This is a genomic window from Pseudomonas sp. NPDC096917 (genome assembly GCF_044762555.1).
GTDB lineage: Bacteria > Pseudomonadota > Gammaproteobacteria > Pseudomonadales > Pseudomonadaceae > Aquipseudomonas.
Map to the genome: position 1 here is coordinate 364165 of NZ_JBIWEO010000003.1, position 17486 is coordinate 381650.

Genomic DNA, 17486 nt, shown 5'->3' on the forward strand with positions numbered 1-17486 from the left:
CAATTGCCATCACCCCCTGCAAATCAGACTACCCGGTCAATTTATGGCGCTCGACCCCCACACGTTGTTGACCCTCACCATCGCGCTGGCCGCTGCCGCTGCGTTTTATCTGGCCATTGAATGGCGCAGCGTACGCGAACCTTCACTGCTGTGCTGGAGCGCGGGTTTTGCAACCATTGCCGTGGGCTCGTCCCTCGCGCTGTTGCGCAGCAACGGTCTGCTGTTGATCGGCATCTGGTTCGCCAATGGTCTGCTGGTGGTCGCCCACTGGCTGTTCCTGCTGGGCGTTGCGCGCTTCACCCAGTCGCGCCTATCACGAGGCTGGTACCTGGCGTTCGTTATCTGGCCCGCGCTGCTGCTCATCCCGAATGAGCCCTCATGGTCGCGGATCATGCTGCTGGTCAACTCACTGTTAGTGGCCGTGTTGACCCTAAAGGCCAGTTGGCTGCTGCGCCCTCACGGCAAATCGTTGAGCGTGGGGGCTGTGCAGTTGCGTTATGTACTGTTAGTCCACGGACTGTTTTATCTGGCTAAAGCGTTAACCGCAGTGATACCTGGTGAGTTGATCGACCTGGCTGCGTTTCGGGGCGAAATTATTCAGGTTTCGTTGATCGAAGGAGCCATGGCCATCATGCTGATCGCGTTATCGATGACCGGAACCGAGCGCTACCGCCGCGAAAAACTCATTGCACGGCTAGCCGACCGTGATCCGTTGACCGCCCTGTACAACCGCCGCGCCCTCGAAATGCGGGCCCCGTCCTTATTGAACGGGGTTTCGCCCAGGCTACCGGGAGCCTTGCTGCTAATCGACATCGACAACTTCAAACTGATCAACGACTTGTTTGGCCATACGGCAGGCGACCGGCTACTGGTGACATTGAGCGAAATTATTCGTTCGGTACTCCCCAAAGGCGCACTGGCCGCACGCCTGGGCGGCGACGAGTTCGTGATTCTGTTAAGCAACACCTCAAGTGAAAGCATTGAGGCACTGGGCTGTGCCCTGCGCGACCCGTTTTACCTCGCGACCTCACAAACATTCCCCACCCCGCAAGCGGTGACCCTGAGCATCGGCGCCGAACTGTTTGACCGTCCACCTGCCAGCCTTAGTCAACTGATCGAACTGGGGGACGCCGCCCTCTACGCCTCCAAACGCGGCGGTCGCAACAGCCTGCGACTGGTGGACCGAACCCGTGTAAGTGAAGTTGACTAACGTGAATCAAGGTTCAACACACCACGGGGCCTGGCCAATCAAGAAACCACAGAATACTGAGTACCGGGATGCTGATGTTCATCCTGGAATATTCGATCACTCACTTCTCGAACGCAAACCCAGCCAGGGGTCGGTGCAAGGCAGCTTGTCGCGGAGGGCTACTTTTGGCCGATTCTGTTGAAAGAGTCGGTTCTTTAAGACTGTCCGCATACTGACCGCTGAAAACGCCTTTTTGCGTGCTGTGACGAGAAGCCTGAGCCAGAAATCCTTTGCTCGAATTAAAGATTTCAATCTCAAACGCTTGCTTTTTCACCGTGAAAACCTTCGCCGACTTTTTAACAGGATCGAGCACTGCGGACATTGCAGCCTCGGGTGTTCTGTCAGCACCGGGGATCCTGATCTGCCACTTTTCGAGTCGCGTCCACAGCCAATCAGGAACGCTGATGATGTTTTTCAGCCAAAACGCAGAATAAAGTTGTACATTGGATTATTCTTGTACAAGAAATTCTGCCCTCCCTACTAAAAACCGGTCCCTGGATTGAACCCGCTTGATGAATACGACTCGCCGATTATGTCTCGTCCTGGGTGACCAATTATCCTTCGACCTCGCCTCTCTACAGACGTTAGATAAACAGAGCGATACGGTCCTGCTGGTTGAGGTGATGGAAGAAGCCAGCCATGTCACCCATCATCCACAAAAAATCACCCTGATTTTCAGTGCTATGCGTCACTTTGCCGAAGCGTTGAAGCAAAGGGGCATCAAGGTGCAGTACGTGACGCTTGATGATCCGCACAATACTGGATCAGTGCCCAGCGAGCTGCAGCGCTGGCAGGAACAATTGCAGCCGGATGAACTCCACCTGACGGAGTGCGGTGACTGGCGCCTGGAACATTCAATAAGAGAATGTGGCTTGGCAATCGTGTGGCATTCCGATACGCGATTTCTTTGCTCGCGTGCCGAGTTCTCTCACTGGGCGCAAGGTAAAAAACAGCTACGCATGGAGTTCTTTTATCGAGACATGCGTCGCAAGAGCAAATTATTACTCAATGGAGACGGCAGCCCGGTCGGAGGCGCCTGGAACTTTGATGCGCAAAACCGCAAAGCCTTGCCTAAAGGTATCAGGCCGCCCTCGCCTGCCCATTTTTCGCCGGATGCCATCACCCGAGAGGTGCTGGCGCTAGTGTCAAATAACTTCTCCCATCACTACGGCGCCCTTGACACGTTCGACTATCCGGTCACCCATGCCGAAGCTCAGGCTCTTTGGGACTATTTCCTCGACTGGGGCCTGGCAGCCTTCGGCGATTATCAAGACGCAATGGCGAGCGATGAGCCCTTTGTGTTCCATGCCCGTATAAGCGCGGCGCTCAATATTGGCTTACTGGATCTGCGCCAGCTGTGCAGCGATGTGGAGTCTGCATATGGCTCCGGCCGCATTGCTCTGAATGCCGCCGAAGGTTTTATTCGACAATTGATCGGCTGGCGTGAGTATGTCCGAGGCGTCTACTGGCTGAAGATGCCTGACTATGCGCAGGGTAATGCCTTCGGTAATACCAGGTCGCTACCCGCATTCTACTGGACAGGTGAAACCCAGATGAACTGCATGCGCCAAGCCATAAGCCAGAGCTTGAAGCATGCCTATGCTCACCACATCCAACGCCTGATGGTGACGGGCAATTTCGCACTGCTCGCGGGTATTGCACCGAGTGAAATATGTGAATGGTATTTGGCTATCTACATGGACGCCTTCGACTGGGTGGAGCTACCCAATACCCTGGGCATGGTCATGCACGCCGATGGCGGCTACCTGGGCTCCAAACCCTATTGCGCGAGCGGCCAATACATCAAGCGCATGTCCGACTATTGCCGTGACTGCGCCTACAAAGTGGGGGAAAGCACCACAGCCGATGCCTGCCCTTTCAACTCGCTCTATTGGCACTTCCTCATGCGTCACGGCGACCGCCTGCGCGGCAATCAACGTATGAGCATGATTTATAAAAATCTCGACCGTATGCCTGAATCCAAACAGCAGGCGCTTTGGCAGCGCGGACAGTTCTTACTCGACACATTGGATAACGGTGAGTCGCTATGAAAAAAAGTGAGCTACCCGTCAAAAGATGCGTGAAGTGCGGCCTTCTGTTCACATGGCGCAAAAAGTGGGCTCGCTGCTGGGAGCAAGTGCGCTACTGCTCGGAACGCTGCCGACGCAACAAGTCTTTTGAGGGCTAATGTTTAGAACAGTGACACCCGTTTCGAGACCATTTCGCCGTCTCGGGTTTGAAAGTGCCTCCTGACGAAGGCGCCTTGAAGATCACTGACTCCGAGTCATTCCCAAGGCCAGCCCCACCCCTTAGAGCCTGATTTCGGTGCTCAGGTCGATGGAGCAGACACTGTAGGACACTTCAGCGATCCCGAATCGGGCACACCATTCGCCGATTTCGGGGTGGGTAGAAGGATCGAACATGCTTGGCCTCCCCGAGGTCATATGCAGACTGGGGATCCTACTTACACCGCACTTCAGGCGTGATCTTTGCGTTGTTCGCCGCTCGGCTGGCCTTCAGCAAATGTTGTGAACGGGATCAACCCACGGGTAGATTGACGCTCTCCTCATCTGGAACCCTGCCAACATGACGCCCCTCTTCTTGGGCAGTTGCCTTTGCGGTGCTGTCAAATACCAACTCTCTTCAAGGCCTGAGGTCATTTCTCACTGCCATTGCGGTCAGTGCCGAAAAAGCCACGGGGCGGCCTTTGCCAGTTATGGCAATGTGTTGCGCACGGCGCTTGAGCTGACACAGGGTGTCGACAACCTTAAGTCGTTCTCGTCTTCAGAGTCGGTGCTGCGTCAGTTTTGCGGCGAGTGCGGATCATCGTTGTTCTGGTCAACCGGCCAGGGAAAGTACGCCGACTGGATCTCAATCGCCTTGGGCACCCTGGACACACCTCTGACCTGCGATAAACAAAAGCACATTTATGTTTCATCCAAGCCTGTGTGGCATGAAGTCAGGGATGCTTGGCCGCAGCACCCGTGACGGCATCGATTTTAACAAGCAGGGCATTGCTCATAGCGGTCCGCAGAAAAGCCGCTGGCAATGTTGTTGGGCCAACTGAGGTGCTACCAGCCAAGACCGCCAGCCGTCGAAATGCAGTGACGGCTCCTGCCAAAGCAGGCACGCCCAAAGACAATAGAGTCGAAATGTAACCCAGCTCACAGAACAAACCCGGCCAGAGGAGGTAAGTGAAGAGTGCAGCGGCAGCGCCAGAATCGGCCAGGCCAACGAGTCAGTGCTGCTGCACACCGGTGACTGCATGACTTACGAGGCAAATGGCCCGCACGTGTTCGAGGCGCTTGAGCCGGACACCACGGCAGTATTGGTGATCGAACATCCTTGAATGAGCGGGTATTTATCCACGTGCCTCGTCAGCTCCCACAAGGCATCAGCGCGAGTTCAGCAACCGCTCAGTGCTACCCGTGGACGCTCGCCCGCAAAGAAAAAAGGCCGTAGACGTACACCCACGCTGTTGCCAAGGAATGCCGCGATCAGCCACACCCAGCCATGCACGCTACCCGAGGCAATGCCGCTGAAGTACGCACCGATGTTGCAGCCATACGCCAGACGCGATCCATACCCGAGCAGCAAACCTCCAATGACCGCTGCAACCAGCGAGCGCGCCGGAATTTTCAGGCTCGGAGCAAAACGCCCGGCCAGGCCTGCAGCCAATAGCGCACCCAAGATGATGCCGATGTCCATGACGCTGGTGATGTCTTCCCATACGGGGGCAGCCAGAGCCTTGGCATTGCCTGGAACTTGCCAGAACGCCCAACTGCTGACATCCACACCCAACCCGCTCACAGCCTTGGCGCCCCACAGCGCAAACGCGGAGGTAATACCCCAGGGCCGACCGGCCAGCGCCAACGTGGCGTAGTTGAGCAAGGCCAGGGCAATCGCACCCCATACCAGTGGCCAAGGTCCGCGCAAGAAACGGCGCAGGCCTTGGTGCTCGCTGGTGACGCCCTCTTCAAGCTGACCATGACGGGCTTTTTCCAGACGCACCGTCACCGCTGCAATGATCCCGAACACAGCCAGGCTCAGGAGCAATGCAGGAACCACGCCGAAGCTTGTGACGATAGAAGTGGCCGCAAACGAAGGCAGCGCAAACCACCAGTCAACGTGATGAGTCGCAATGACTGAGCCACAGATAAAGAAGAACAGTGTCACGAGCATGCGTGCATTACCGCCGCCTACCGTGAACAGGGTGCCCGATGCGCAGCCGCCGCCCAATTGCATGCCGATGCCGAAAATGAACGCCCCGAATACCACCGAAATACCGACCGGTGCTACCAGCCCGACCACTGGCTGACCAAACAACGTGCCCGCGCCCAATGCAGGGAAAAACAGCATGACCGCCACCGCCAGCATGACCATTTGCGCTCGCAAGCCGGCGCCGCGCCGATCATTGATGAACACCCGCCACGCCGAGGTAAATCCGAAAGCAGCGTGATAAAGCGTTAGGCCCAATGCAGCACCCACCACCAGCAACAGCACTTGGCGCGTGCCTACCGTGTTTTGCAGCAAGCCCGCACCCAGTAATAGCAAGACAAAAGCCACCAGCGGCGCAAATGGCTTGCGCGCGGATGTCATGGAAAGAGAACGGCTCATTAAGAATCTCGGTTCGTTTGGTTTCGATTAACGGTGAAGACGCCGAGTATAAGTGATGAGCCTGCCCTTCAGTACGTATCGTGCTCGGCGGCCAGCATGACGCCAATGCTGAGCCACACCCCAGATCAATATAAGTCCAAAGAAAAACTCTTTGTGCGCTCAATAGGGTATACGATCACCTGTGCCCACAAGGATCTACCTCCATGCCCACCGAAAGCGAAGACGATACCAGGATCCCGCTTTTGTTGGCGCACCGCGTCGGCCAGGGCGCAGACCCTGCGAATGTCGCTGATGCGATTATCGCAACGCTGCAAGCCATCGATACCGCCCTAGCACCCATCATCGGTCGTAAAGGCGTTACTGCATTATTCCGTCGGAGCCTGCATCTCTGCGAGTCCAGCTATCCAGACCTTGTTGATGCTCTAGACAGCGGATCGGATCAGACCGATTACTCAGGCCTCAGCTCCATTATCGGAACGCGCACTCAGGAGGAGGCCCTGCTTCTTGGCGAGCAACTTCTGAGGACGCTTTACCAATTGCTGACCTCACTCATTGGCGTGTCGCTCACTGCTCGTTTGCTCGATGCCGTGTTTGACGCTCCGCTGAGTGCCCTCCAAGCGCAGGATATCTCCCGATGACCACCAAAGTGACAATCAACCGTCTGGCCACTGGTGTGCCAGGACTGGATGAAGTGCTCGGCGGAGGGCTTCCAGAGTTTTCGTTCAACCTGATCGCTGGCCCGCCAGGCTGCGGCAAAACCACGTTAGCGCACCAAATGATGTTCGCTCTGGCGACTCCGGAACGACCTGCTCTGTTCTTTACCGTACTGGGAGAGCCGCCGCTGAAAATGCTGCGTTATCAGCAGCAGTTCGATTTTTTTGATAACGACGCGATCAACCATTCAGTTCGCTATGTGAATCTTGCCGACGATACCCTGGCGGGCGATCTCGATGAGGTACTTCGGCGCATCGTGGCTGAAGTGGAGGCCTATAGTCCTGCTCTGGTTTTTGTGGACTCTTTTCGGTCTGTCGTATTAGCAAGCCAAACTCAAAATAATCCTAACAACAACCTGCCTCAGTTCATCCAGCAATTGGGCATGCTGATGACGACTTGGCAGGCGACGACCTTTCTGATTGGCGAGTACTTCACAGAGGCCGATACCAACCCGATTTTCACGGTAGCCGATGGCTTGATCTGGTTGCGCCAGAGCGTGCAGCGCAATTCGATGGTGCGCAAGATGGAGATCATGAAAATGCGCGGTCAGCCCAACCTGCCCGGCCTTCATACCTTCCGCATAAATTCTTCGGGCGTTACTGTGTTTGCGCCAGTGGGCGTGAATATGCCGACGCAGCAATTGTCTCCTCCGATCTCGGAGCTCGCACGTTTGAAAATGGGCGTACCACGTCTCGATGAAATGCTAGGCGGTGGTCTGCCCCGAGGCTATTCCTTGCTTGTCGCAGGCCCGTCAGGCTCTGGCAAAAGTATTCTGGCAGCGGCGTTCTTACTCCAGGGTGCCAACGAAGGAGAGACCGGGGTCATTGCCGTGTTCGAGCAACGACCCAATTATTCACAGAACGCAGCGCTGGCGCAGTTGATTGAAAATGGAACAGTCGGGCTGGTGGACAGCCTTGCACCAGACCTGTCCACCGACGAAATCGTGCAGTTGATCCTTGATGAAGTCCGTCGCAAGAAAGCGACACGGGTCGTTATCGACTCGCTGTCGGGTTTTGAGCTTGCACTGCCGCCCACGTTTCGTGAGGACTTTCGCGAATCGCTTTCAAGGATGGTCACCGCGCTGACCCATGTGGGCGTTACGGTATTGATGACCTGCGAACTGGAAGACCGCTACACCGATCTGCGTTTCAGCCCCTACGGCACCGCCTTCCTGACCGACGCGATCATCGTTCAACGCTACATCGAAGTTCGGAGTCGCCTGCTGCGAATCATGGCCGTCGTCAAAGTCCGGGCGAGTCATCATTGCAACGAGCTGCGTCTGTACCGCATTACCAACGAAGGCATGCAGATCGGCGACATGATGGACGACCAGGAAGGCCTGCTCGGCGGTAGCCCTTCAAGGCAGCGTGTTGAAACCCGCCCAGGTGGGAATCAGGCGTGAAACGCCATGACTGACATCAAGAGCCAGAATGAAAGGGCTCTGGCCAAAAGCGCCGGCGAATTATTGATGCTTGGGAAACAAACGCTTGAAGCGCGAGCGGTGCTGGCGGCGCTTCAACGTACGCTTGTCGAAACCCAGGATCGTGTGAGTGATCGTCAGCAAGTCGCGCTTTTGGTAGAAGCCAATCAGCAGTTAGTCATGACGATTCTATCGGCGCAGTCGGATGCTGACTTAGCCAGCAAGACCGAATCGGCGCACCACTACCCCCAGCTGCGCGACGCTAACGAGCAGCTGATTGTCGCGGCGTTAAGCGCACAGAATCTCCAGGCGCTGGCGGAGCGCGCTCTAGGGCAGGAGCGCAAAATCCTTGCGGTAGTGGCTCACGAACTACGCAATCCGCTGACCCCCATTACGTTGATTGCCGGCAAAATGGCACGAGCAAGCTCTGAAGAGCTACCACGTCTGCAAACGTTGATAGAGGGTCAGGTTTATCAACTTGCCCGCTTGATAGACGACTTGCTTGATGTAACCAGAGCAACCACCGGCAAGCTGCGTATGAATTTTCTCGTCGTTGATGCAGTGCCACTCATCCGCTCAGTGATCGAGGCCAGCCTGCCCATTTTGCGAGCGCGCCAGATTGAGTTCACGAGCCATCTGCCTGACGGCCCCTTGCAGGTGCTTGGCGATTCGGTGCGACTCATGCAGGTGATGGCCAATATTTTGAACAACGCGATCAAGTACACACCGAAAAATGGGGCCGTTTCATTGGTTTTAGGGGTGGAGCACGGTGTTCTCCTGCTCAGCATCGCTGATAACGGGATAGGCATCTCATCACATGTGCTCCCCGATATTTTCGACGCATTCGTGCAGGATGAAAATGCCATCGGTTTCAACAACGTTGGGCTGGGCATCGGCCTGACCGTTGTGCGCGAGCTAGTAGAAGCGCATGGAGGCACTGTGATTGGCCTAAGTGATGGAATAGGTCTGGGCAGCACTTTTATCGTCACGTTGCCGCTTATAGCGGATTCGGATGTTTTCATCTAGATCAGCGATGCCGCAACGACTGTGGGTGTATCCATTACATTCACTGGTGTTGGATGCGGGTCTACATCACAAAACAGTTATTGGGAGTACGGATGCAATGGCAGCGTGACAACAAACTGGCTGCCGAGCCCTAAGCCAGCGCTGAACACGCTTACCGAGCCTCGGTGCCCCTCGACCAATTCGCGAACCACTGACAGACCAACCCCCAGACCTATGCCGTTGAACCCAATGGCATGGGCGTCCTGAACGAAGGGATCGAAAATAAAATCCCGAACCTCAGCGCTGATACCTATACCGGTATCGGAAAAGGTCAAGGTTATGTCCTCGGTACCGGCACCGACAACGAGCTCGATCGAACCATTATTGGGTGTGTACTTGGAGGCATTGTTGAGCAAGTTGCAAAAAACTTGCTTCAATCTGAGCTGATCGCCATTGATCATCAGCGGGCGCTTTGGCTGGTGCACGATAAATTGCTGAAAGCGTAGATCGATCGCAGGACGGCAAACAATGACGGCCTCATCGATGATCGTTGTTATGTCCACAGGCTGGAAGTTCAGTTTGAACTTGCCAGTCTGGGCCATGGATACGTCGACCAAGTCGTCGACCAGCCGCGCAATATGGTTTGTCTGACGCTCAATAATCGCCTGTATGCTCGCCAACCGCTCAGGGGAGGAACGCATCAGCATCCCCGCCACCATGGTTAGTGGTACCAAAGGATTGCGCAACTCGTGCGCAATCATTGCCAGAATTTTTTTCTGCCTATCAAGGGCGTCCTCCGCGGCGGCCTGGCGTTGTTGCGCGTTGAGTGCCGTTAATACCAACTGCTCGTTGGCCTCTCGCAATTGAGCACGCCGTCTTTCGTATTTTTCAGGGACTCTGTAGTGCCGGGCACCCGTTTCTATGTGTGTCTGGACACTTAGGAGGCAGTTGGGCAGCTGTACCGAAGACAAGTCGGTGCTATGAAAGGCTACCCCTAGACCATGGCGTTTTGCTCGATACATCGCCGCGTCAGCACAGTCGATCAATGTGTGCGGGGCATCGCCATCTTTCGGGTAATAACTTACCCCGATGCTCGCTGCCACTTGCAAAACCTGATTCCCGACAGGATATGGCTCTCCAAGCGCCTTGATTATTTTCTCGCAGAGCCCCAGTACATCGGCATGGCTGGCAGTGCCTCCCAGCAAGATAATGAACTCGTCCCCGCCATATCGTCCGACCGTATCACTCTTGCGCACCGCACCACTGAGTCGCAGTGCAGTCTCCTTGAGCATTTGATCGCCGACACTGTGCCCCAACGTGTCGTTGATCAATTTGAAGTGATTTAAATCCAAAAAGAGCACCGCCAGACCCTCTGCCTCCAGCTTCGCGTCTTCGAGCGCCTGGGCTAGCCGTTCGAGTAGCAATCTGCGATTGGGCAGCCCCGTCAATACATCGAGCTGCGCGGCGTGAGAAACTTCACGCAGCGCAGTGGCTGTCTGCTCAACGCCAATTTGCGCTTGGAGAAGTGCTAGTACCAGTTGCTCATTGGCCTCGATTAACTGCCCGGACCGGTGGTTTTCCAGCACTTGGTACTGGGCGCTCATGACTTTGTGCTCAAGAGCCTCAAGCTTTAGACGAGCCTCCTGAGTTTTCTGCACAACCTGAGTCAGCTCGAGGCTCGCAGCCGCGAGCGCTTGTTTGTCGCTGTCCGTTTCGCGGTTCACGACAGCACCCCACGTGTATCCGCCTCAGACTGCGGTATCTGATGGTTCCTCTGAGTCGGTCGACCCCATAAGATACCGGGTCGTTGAACACGCATTTTGCAGAGACAAATGCATTGATCGTCGATTGGGTACAGGCGTGACTTATCGGAATGCTCGCTCGCGCGAACCTTCAGCATTCCCATGACTCGCAGCGGTCGACTTTCCATTTCGACAGAGCGCTGAACAATAATCACGTCGGTCAAAAATGCCGTGGCATAAACCGCATTGGCGATTTGTCCGGCTCTCGGAGTGTACCGGGCGCGTTTAGCCGTAGATGCCGAAACTCTGCGGCTATCAATCCTTTCCATGGACAGGTATCACTCTATGAAGCGCGTTCTCGATGGTACACCCTGTACTCCAGATCAACAGGTCTATTTTCAGCCAGGGATTTTCCCATCTGCCAGTCAGGCCCGGGCGCTATTGTCTGCCGAGGCCGGCATCGCCTTGATGCGCACACTGCCTTTGGGCGCAGACAACGTGGCGTCGCGCTTATTGTTCAATGAAGCCATCGTCCTGGACCTACCCGCGGATCACCCAAAAGCCTGCAGCGACTACATCGAGTTGTGTGAAGCCGCTGGTGTTTACCCCAAAGTCGTACAAAAAGCAGCGCAAATCCATACCCTGATCGGCCTTGTTGCATGCGAATTCGGCGTGGCGTTAGTGCCTGAATCCATCGCCAACGCATTCATGCGTGACACGATTGTGTATCGCCACATCCTGCCCGTGACGGCGTCGCCCAACCCCGCCCTGGGCCTCTACGTGAGTTGGTACGCTCACAACGACTCGCCATTGATCAACCGTTATATGTCCCTGCTCGACTCGAATCCGAAGCCTGAGAAGCTAGCCACTCAAGGGTTTACTGGCAGCCCTGCCGAACACACTGAGGACAGTGGCGGGTTGCGATAGCTCGCAGGGCTGAACGTTCGGGTCAGTACCAGCATCGACACCACCCCGACAATCAATACCCACCACGCGCTGATGAAACTGCCCGTGAGTTCGCGCAGCCAGCCGGTCAGCCACGGCGACACCGCGTTGATCAGAAACCCCACGCCCTGCACAAAGGCCGCCAATTGCCCGGCTTGCTGCGGTTCACGGCAATGGTCGAGGGTCAGTATCAGGCTCAAGGCAAAGCAAGCACCTAACCCGAAACCAATCAATGCGACCCACAGGTGTGGCGCTTCAAGCGGCCAGAACACCAGGCCAAGAAACCCAACCGCCTGGGCGCCAAGACTGATGGCCAGAAACGGACGTCGATCGATGCCGCGTTGTGCCAAGGCAGGCATCAGCAGTGCTGCAAGCACCTGGAAAATGGTCATAAAGGCCAGCAGCGAGCCACTTTGCGTCGCACTCCAGTTCATCTGCAGGTAATAAGCCGGTAGCCAGGCAACCATGCTCATATAGCCGCAATTAACGAGCCCAAAGTACAGCGCCAGCAGCCAGGCCCGGCGGTTGCGCCATGGGTGCACGCAAGGCCCATCGGAGCGTCGGCCAAAGCCTGCGAATGGCAGCAGCCACCACAGCAACAACGCCGCCAGTGCTGGCAATAACCAGACGCCAAGCCCGGCCTGCCAATGGCTGAAGTGCCCGGCGACTAACGGGCTGAGTAACGCGGCCAAGCCTCCACCGCCCATCAGCGACGCCGAATATACGCCCAAGGCCAACGCGACTTTGTGCTGGAACTGACGCTTGATCAGCGCCGGCACCAACGCCTGGATCAATGCAACTCCGGCACCGCCCAACAAGGCCGTTGCCAATAGCACCTCGGCCTGATGCCCCAGCCAACGCCAGAAGCAGGCACCGAGAATCATCAATAAACCCAGGGCGACACCGCGCCGCTCGCCCAGGCGCGCTTCTATACGAACGCCGAGCAAGGCCACAAGGCCCATGCAAATCACTGGCAGGCTGGTCAACCAGGCGCTGCTTTGAAAGCTCATGCCCGTGTCGCCGCGGATCTCCATCAACAACGGGCTGATGGAACTCAGGATCGGTCGCAGGTTAAGCCCCAAGGCAATGATCAACGCCCAACTGGCCAAGCTGCGCAGACGTGATTTAGCGTGGTGCATGGCGAGCCTGCCAGTTGCGGTAGATCTCAGCCATCGCCGGCTGCGGCAATTGCTGCACGGCCAGCGACTGCTCGCTCAGCGGCAAAGCCAGTTGTCGATAGATTGGCGCAGTCGACAAACCGAACGTTTCGCCCAGCTCGTTGGCGGCGCCATACACCGCGCGCGATATACCGCACAGGTGCATGGCCGCCAGGCACATCGGGCAAGGCTGACCGCTGGCGTAGATCACGCAGCCCTCTAGACGCGTGCCCAGGCGCTGGCTGGCGAGACGGATAGTCAGCAGTTCAGCATGAGCGGTAGGGTCCTGGGTGAGATGAATTTCGTTGACCGCCTCAGCGATTATTTTGTCATCTTTTACCAATACCGCGCCAAAGGGCCGGCCACCGGCGGCAACATTGTTGTCAGCCAGCTCAACGGCACGTTGCAAGTAATGTTGATCGTTGTGCATGAAGACACCTTGCGGATTAATCACTGCGCGCCAGCGTCGCGCAGCATTTTTGCGATAGCGTTCTGGCCGCGGGTTTGCGCCTGATACAAAGGGCTGCGGCCATTGCTGTCCGGCAGGTTCAGGTTCGCCCCGGCGTGGATGAGTTGGCCGACGATCTGTTGATGCGCAGGGCCACCGTCGGAGAGCACGATGGCTTCCATCAAGCAGGTCCAGCCCAAACGATTGACATGGTTCAGATCAACACCGGCTTCAATCAGCAGGCGCACAGTCTCGACATGGCCGCGCTCACATGCCGGAATCAACGCGGTGCCACCGTAACGGTTGGTGCTCTTCAAGTCCGCACCATGGGCCAGCGTCAGCTTAAGGATCTGGTTATAGCCACTGGCGCCAGCCAACAGGTAGGGGCTGTCTTGCATCAGGTTTTTCTGATTGACGTCGGCCCCCGCCTTCACCAATGCCTGGGCGATTTCGACTTGGTTGTGCCGGGCGGCCAGCAACAACGCGCTGCTGCCATCCACCCCTTGGGCGCGCAGATCAGCCCCTTCAGCGATCAGTTGTTGCACCTTGGCCAGTTCACCGTCGCGTACCGCTGTGAGCAAACTCTTTTCGCTCGCCATCAAGCCTCCCATCATCAGCACTCCCATCACCAAAGTCGCGGTCGTCAGGAGGCCAGATTTAAACGTCAGGTTAACCATGGTTATTTTCTCTGTGTACAGCCCATGAAGAACGAGTATGGTCAGCCGGGCAGGTATTATGAAATTAAATATAACCATGCCGTTCAGTGGCAATGTAAATGGTGGTATCGATGTTTGATCCAGTGCTGTTGCGCAGTTTTGTCGCCGTTGTGGACTGCGCTAACTTCACCCGCGCCGCCCAAAGGTTGCACCTCACTCAGTCCACCGTCAGCCAGCAAATACGCCGCTTGGAAGACAGCCTTGGCTGCAAGCTGCTCGACCGCGAACAACGCCAAGTGATAGCAACGGCCGAGGGTGAACGATTGTTGGCTTATGCGCGACGTATACTGGCGCTGCAGGAGGAGGCCCGAGATGACCTGTTTAACCAGCAAAGCGCGGGTGTCTTGCGCCTCGGCGTGCCCGAGGACTTCGCCGCAGAGCGCATGATGCCCATGCTTGCGCGGTTCGGTCTGGAACATCCGAGCGTTCGCCTGGAAGTCACCAGCGGTCTGGGGCCTGAGTTGATGCGGCTCTATCGCCGGGGCGAGTTCGATCTGCTGTTGGTCAAGCAGAGGGGGCGCAGCGATGATTGCCTGGCCTGTTGGTCAGAACCATTATGCTGGGTAGACAGCCGCTCTCAGCCGGCGCTGGGACGTGATCCTTTGCCGTTGGTAGCGTTTCCGGTCGCAGGCCTGTACCGCAATGAAATGCTTCATCACCTGGAGGTGGGCGGCTGGCACTGGCGTATCAGTTATTCCAGCGCCAGCCTGGCCAGTGTCTGTTCGGCAGTGGCAGCAGGTCTGGGCATCAGCTTGCTGCCAGTACGGGTAATCGGCGCCGATCATCAGGTACTGGACGCCAGCAGCGGCTTGCCGGATATCCAGGGCATATTTCTGGCACTCTATGGCCACAGTGGGCTCAGTCACGCAGGTCAGTCGCTGCAAGGGCAGTTGCTTCAATTATGCGAAGCACTTGCCCATACCGACTGAGACGTACACATGACGCTGGGTGAGATTGCAATGCCCTGTGCCATTTGCCATGGGCTGCCTCCCCCCCAAAGCGGCTCAACTCGCAACCGAGCGCAGCCTTTTTATCTGGTACATATCGTCATCCGCATGGCTGAGCAGCGTGTCGGCATCAACACCGTCTGTGGGGTAACAGGCCACACCGATACTGCACGACGGCATTGGGATCCCTTCGAATTCTGCGCCCAACGGCTCAGCCATGACCGAGAGTATCTGTTCCACTTTTCTGGAGGCGGCTTCCCTCGACTGAATATCGGTCAATAACACGGTGAATTCATCGCCGCCTATACGCGCTACCGTGTCCGTTGCCCTGACGCAGCCTTCGAGCCTTCGCGCAATCGTACACAGAACGCGATCGCCCACTGCATGCCCATAAAGGTCATTGATCTTCTTGAAGTGATTGAGGTCCAGAAACAGCAACGCGAATGTCTGCTTGCCACGGCTCGCCACTCGCAGGGCCGAGTTCAGCCGATCATTAAACAGCAAGCGGTTGGTAAGCCCCGTCAGCGGGTCATGGTGAGCGAGAAATTCTAATTCTTCTTCGGCTTTTCTGAGGGCTGTCACATCGCGCGCCACACCGATGCGCGCACCGGCTTCCTCAGACCAAAAGGCAGCCCACAGGATGTGCACCACACCGCCATCCTTGCGGATATAACGGTTGCGGAAATCCATATGCGGTTGACCATTCATGACCCGGGTAATAGAGGCTCGCGTAATCGCCAGATCTTCGGGATGCATGTAGTCGGTGGTCGGTGTTCCAATCAGTTCTTCGGCGCGGTAGCCGAGCAGCGTTTCACACGCATTGCTCACAAAGACAATCTGATTGTCCCTATCGACCACAAAAACTGTATCCAGCATCAGATGGATCAGCTTGGGGTAAAGGGCTTGCAGGTCAAGAGCCATAAGTCAGAGAGTCCGGTTTATAGAGTTTGATCATAGCCCGGTGGCAATTGATTACGTTCATTGGATTTCGAGCCGTTCATCGCAATGTGCAAGGCTTTGAACATGATACGGGCCGATCATGACAAACCACGTTGCCATCCCTCAACGTGACGCACAATTTCCCATGCCAAAACTCTGCCAGATCTAGATCGCTTCTATTTTTTCCCGTGCAACTTTCTCTTTACCCACCTCACATCCGACCAATATTAAAACAGGTATCAACCCCAGTGCTTGCGGTTTGCTGACGCCCTGAAAGCGTGGCTGAGACACGCCTGCACTGGCCCCGCATGAAATCATGCAGGTACAGCATCTCGTTCATAAAGCGGGTTATCAAAAGCTAAGCACGTGCCATCTCGATCGTGCCTCAACCTGATTGAAGGGTTGAGGTTCGTTGGTCAGCTTTCAGAAGAAACGGTCGACTCAGCGCTGGATTCAGCCGCCAGCTTCAATCGGTCAGCCTTGCTGATGTATTTGGTCTTGCTTTTTGGGGCTAATTTAGCACTGGCTTTCTTGGCGTGGGCCTTTAATAACTGCTGTATTTTTTTGCGACGATTCATTTTTTTTCACTCAATTTGTAAGCGTCGCAATCATATCAGCTTACCTATTGAATCCGGCTCCTGGAGTGCACGCGGGTTGCGAATTACGATATCAGTGCCCTTCCCTGCGCCTAGTCCAGGTTTGTCCACACAGCCAATTCATAACCATCAGGATCAATAAAGTGGAACCGGCTTCCACCTGGAAACGAAAATGTCTCGCGGCTGATAACTGCACCCAACGCCTTGAGGCGCAGTTGAGTAGCATCCAGATCATCCGAATACAAAATGATTAAAGGCCCACCTGGCCGTACTGGCTCACCGGTCGTGAAACCACCTCTGAGCCGACCATCACTGAACTCGGTATAGGTTGGGCCGTAGTCGACGAATGTCCAACCGAATGCACCGGCGTAGAAAGCTTTGCTGCGGCCTATATCGCCAACATTGAACTCAATATTGTCGATCTGCCGATCTTTATGGCTGACGGTCATGACTGCCTCCAGGCGGTTTAAGGAGTCAGATCATAGCCGTACGAGGGATTAAATTCCCGCCCCCGCCTTCGAGACTATTTACTGGCGGTCACATTGGCTGACTGCGCGCCGGTAGAAACAGGCTTGCTCTAAATATATGGATAAACGTATATTCATATAAACGTATATGCAGAGAAACCTAATGCTCAGCCCTGCTGCCATTTTCAAATGCCTGTCCGACGAAACTCGAGTTCGTGCCACCTTGCTGATCACGCGTGAAGGCGAGTTATGCGTGTGCGAACTGGTCTGCGCGCTCGACGATAGCCAACCCAAAATATCCCGTCATCTCGCACAACTGCGCGGGTGCGGGTTGCTTCTCGATCGCCGCCAAGGTCAATGGGTCTACTACCGCCTCAACCCCGAGCTACCCGAGTGGGTACATGCCGTTCTTCAAACCACGCTGACAGCCAACACCGCCTGGCTTGAGGTGAACAGCACTCGGCTCAACGCCATGGGCGACCGGCCACTTAACGCAGGCGCTTGCTGCTGAAGCCAAGCGACTG

Annotated in this window: 19 protein-coding genes; 10 read left to right on the top strand and 9 right to left on the bottom strand. The window is 56.0% G+C overall.

Features of this window, described 5'->3' with window-relative positions:
- Window positions 1-43 precede the first annotated feature (43 nt).
- Window positions 44-1210 carry a diguanylate cyclase domain-containing protein gene (locus ACIQYF_RS05870; protein WP_402857942.1) on the top strand — a complete coding sequence of 389 codons (1167 nt, stop codon included), beginning with the start codon at window positions 44-46 and terminating at the stop codon, window positions 1208-1210.
- Window positions 1211-1310: 100 nt separating this feature from the next.
- On the opposite strand, the gene ACIQYF_RS05875 is transcribed toward ACIQYF_RS05870, so the two are convergent.
- Window positions 1311-1571, bottom strand: coding sequence for a hypothetical protein (locus tag ACIQYF_RS05875; protein ID WP_402857945.1), 261 nt, complete (start codon window positions 1569-1571; stop codon window positions 1311-1313).
- Window positions 1572-1761: 190 nt separating this feature from the next.
- On the opposite strand from ACIQYF_RS05875, the gene ACIQYF_RS05880 reads away from it, so the two are divergent.
- The 3 genes from ACIQYF_RS05880 (at window position 1762) to ACIQYF_RS05890 (ending at window position 4237) form a co-directional block, all read left to right on the top strand.
- Window positions 1762-3300, top strand: coding sequence for a cryptochrome/photolyase family protein (locus tag ACIQYF_RS05880; RefSeq protein ID WP_402857948.1), 1539 nt, complete (start codon window positions 1762-1764; stop codon window positions 3298-3300).
- A complete protein-coding gene (locus tag ACIQYF_RS05885) occupies window positions 3297-3437 on the top strand; it encodes a DUF2256 domain-containing protein (protein WP_402857951.1) in 141 nt (46 codons plus the stop codon). The genes ACIQYF_RS05880 and ACIQYF_RS05885 overlap by 4 nt, the downstream gene beginning before the upstream one ends.
- Before the next feature lie 398 nt (window positions 3438-3835).
- Window positions 3836-4237: a GFA family protein gene (locus tag ACIQYF_RS05890; protein ID WP_402857953.1), complete on the top strand. Its 402-nt coding sequence runs from the start codon at window positions 3836-3838 to the stop codon at window positions 4235-4237.
- A 417-nt stretch (window positions 4238-4654) separates the two neighbouring features.
- Here the strand turns inward: ACIQYF_RS05890 and ACIQYF_RS05895 are convergent, their stop codons facing one another.
- Complete coding sequence (locus tag ACIQYF_RS05895) at window positions 4655-5866, bottom strand: YeeE/YedE family protein (RefSeq protein ID WP_402857956.1); 1212 nt, start codon at window positions 5864-5866, stop codon at window positions 4655-4657.
- 203 nt (window positions 5867-6069) lie between these two features.
- Between ACIQYF_RS05895 and ACIQYF_RS05900 the strand changes: the two genes are divergently transcribed.
- Genes ACIQYF_RS05900 through ACIQYF_RS05910 form a run of 3 tightly spaced genes read left to right on the top strand, consistent with a single transcriptional unit; the run spans window position 6070 to window position 9026 of the window.
- Window positions 6070-6504, top strand: a complete 435-nt coding sequence (locus ACIQYF_RS05900) for a hypothetical protein (RefSeq protein ID WP_402857959.1) — start codon at window positions 6070-6072, stop codon at window positions 6502-6504.
- Window positions 6501-7982, top strand: a complete 1482-nt coding sequence (locus tag ACIQYF_RS05905) for an RAD55 family ATPase (RefSeq protein ID WP_402857962.1) — start codon at window positions 6501-6503, stop codon at window positions 7980-7982. Before ACIQYF_RS05900 ends, ACIQYF_RS05905 begins: the two co-directional genes overlap by 4 nt.
- Window positions 7983-7988: 6 nt before the next feature.
- Complete coding sequence (locus tag ACIQYF_RS05910) at window positions 7989-9026, top strand: sensor histidine kinase (RefSeq protein WP_402857965.1); 1038 nt, start codon at window positions 7989-7991, stop codon at window positions 9024-9026.
- 77 nt (window positions 9027-9103) lie between these two features.
- Here the strand turns inward: ACIQYF_RS05910 and ACIQYF_RS05915 are convergent, their stop codons facing one another.
- Window positions 9104-10729 (bottom strand): diguanylate cyclase domain-containing protein, encoded by a 1626-nt coding sequence (locus ACIQYF_RS05915; RefSeq protein ID WP_402857968.1) that lies wholly within the window; start codon window positions 10727-10729, stop codon window positions 9104-9106.
- Between the two features lie 363 nt (window positions 10730-11092).
- On the opposite strand from ACIQYF_RS05915, the gene ACIQYF_RS05920 reads away from it, so the two are divergent.
- Window positions 11093-11674, top strand: a complete 582-nt coding sequence (locus tag ACIQYF_RS05920; protein ID WP_402857971.1) for a LysR family substrate-binding domain-containing protein — start codon at window positions 11093-11095, stop codon at window positions 11672-11674.
- On the opposite strand, the gene ACIQYF_RS05925 is transcribed toward ACIQYF_RS05920, so the two are convergent.
- The 3 genes from ACIQYF_RS05925 to ACIQYF_RS05935 are packed head-to-tail and all read right to left on the bottom strand — an operon-like array spanning window position 11617 to window position 13923.
- On the bottom strand, window positions 11617-12831 hold the full coding sequence (locus tag ACIQYF_RS05925; RefSeq protein ID WP_402857974.1) for a CynX/NimT family MFS transporter: 1215 nt from the start codon (window positions 12829-12831) through the stop codon (window positions 11617-11619). The genes ACIQYF_RS05920 and ACIQYF_RS05925 overlap by 58 nt on opposite strands.
- Window positions 12818-13279 (bottom strand): nucleoside deaminase, encoded by a 462-nt coding sequence (locus ACIQYF_RS05930; protein WP_402857977.1) that lies wholly within the window; start codon window positions 13277-13279, stop codon window positions 12818-12820. Before ACIQYF_RS05930 ends, ACIQYF_RS05925 begins: the two co-directional genes overlap by 14 nt.
- Before the next feature lie 20 nt (window positions 13280-13299).
- On the bottom strand, window positions 13300-13923 hold the full coding sequence (locus ACIQYF_RS05935; protein WP_402858055.1) for an ankyrin repeat domain-containing protein: 624 nt from the start codon (window positions 13921-13923) through the stop codon (window positions 13300-13302).
- A gap of 161 nt (window positions 13924-14084) precedes the next feature.
- Here ACIQYF_RS05935 and ACIQYF_RS05940 point away from each other — a divergent pair, with 161 nt between their 5' ends.
- The gene (locus ACIQYF_RS05940) at window positions 14085-14942 is read left to right on the top strand and encodes a LysR family transcriptional regulator (protein WP_402857980.1); all 858 of its coding nucleotides are present in this window, start codon (window positions 14085-14087) and stop codon (window positions 14940-14942) included.
- Window positions 14943-15017: 75 nt separating this feature from the next.
- Here ACIQYF_RS05940 and ACIQYF_RS05945 read toward each other — a convergent pair whose 3' ends face one another.
- From ACIQYF_RS05945 to ACIQYF_RS05955, 3 genes are all read right to left on the bottom strand, one after another.
- Window positions 15018-15881, bottom strand: a complete 864-nt coding sequence (locus tag ACIQYF_RS05945; protein ID WP_402857983.1) for a diguanylate cyclase domain-containing protein — start codon at window positions 15879-15881, stop codon at window positions 15018-15020.
- Between the two features lie 434 nt (window positions 15882-16315).
- Window positions 16316-16477 carry a DUF2986 domain-containing protein gene (locus ACIQYF_RS05950; protein ID WP_402857986.1) on the bottom strand — a complete coding sequence of 54 codons (162 nt, stop codon included), beginning with the start codon at window positions 16475-16477 and terminating at the stop codon, window positions 16316-16318.
- Window positions 16478-16587: 110 nt separating this feature from the next.
- On the bottom strand, window positions 16588-16944 hold the full coding sequence (locus tag ACIQYF_RS05955) for a VOC family protein (protein ID WP_402857989.1): 357 nt from the start codon (window positions 16942-16944) through the stop codon (window positions 16588-16590).
- A gap of 181 nt (window positions 16945-17125) precedes the next feature.
- Between ACIQYF_RS05955 and ACIQYF_RS05960 the strand changes: the two genes are divergently transcribed.
- Complete coding sequence (locus ACIQYF_RS05960; RefSeq protein WP_402857992.1) at window positions 17126-17473, top strand: metalloregulator ArsR/SmtB family transcription factor; 348 nt, start codon at window positions 17126-17128, stop codon at window positions 17471-17473.
- Window positions 17474-17486 lie beyond the last annotated feature (13 nt).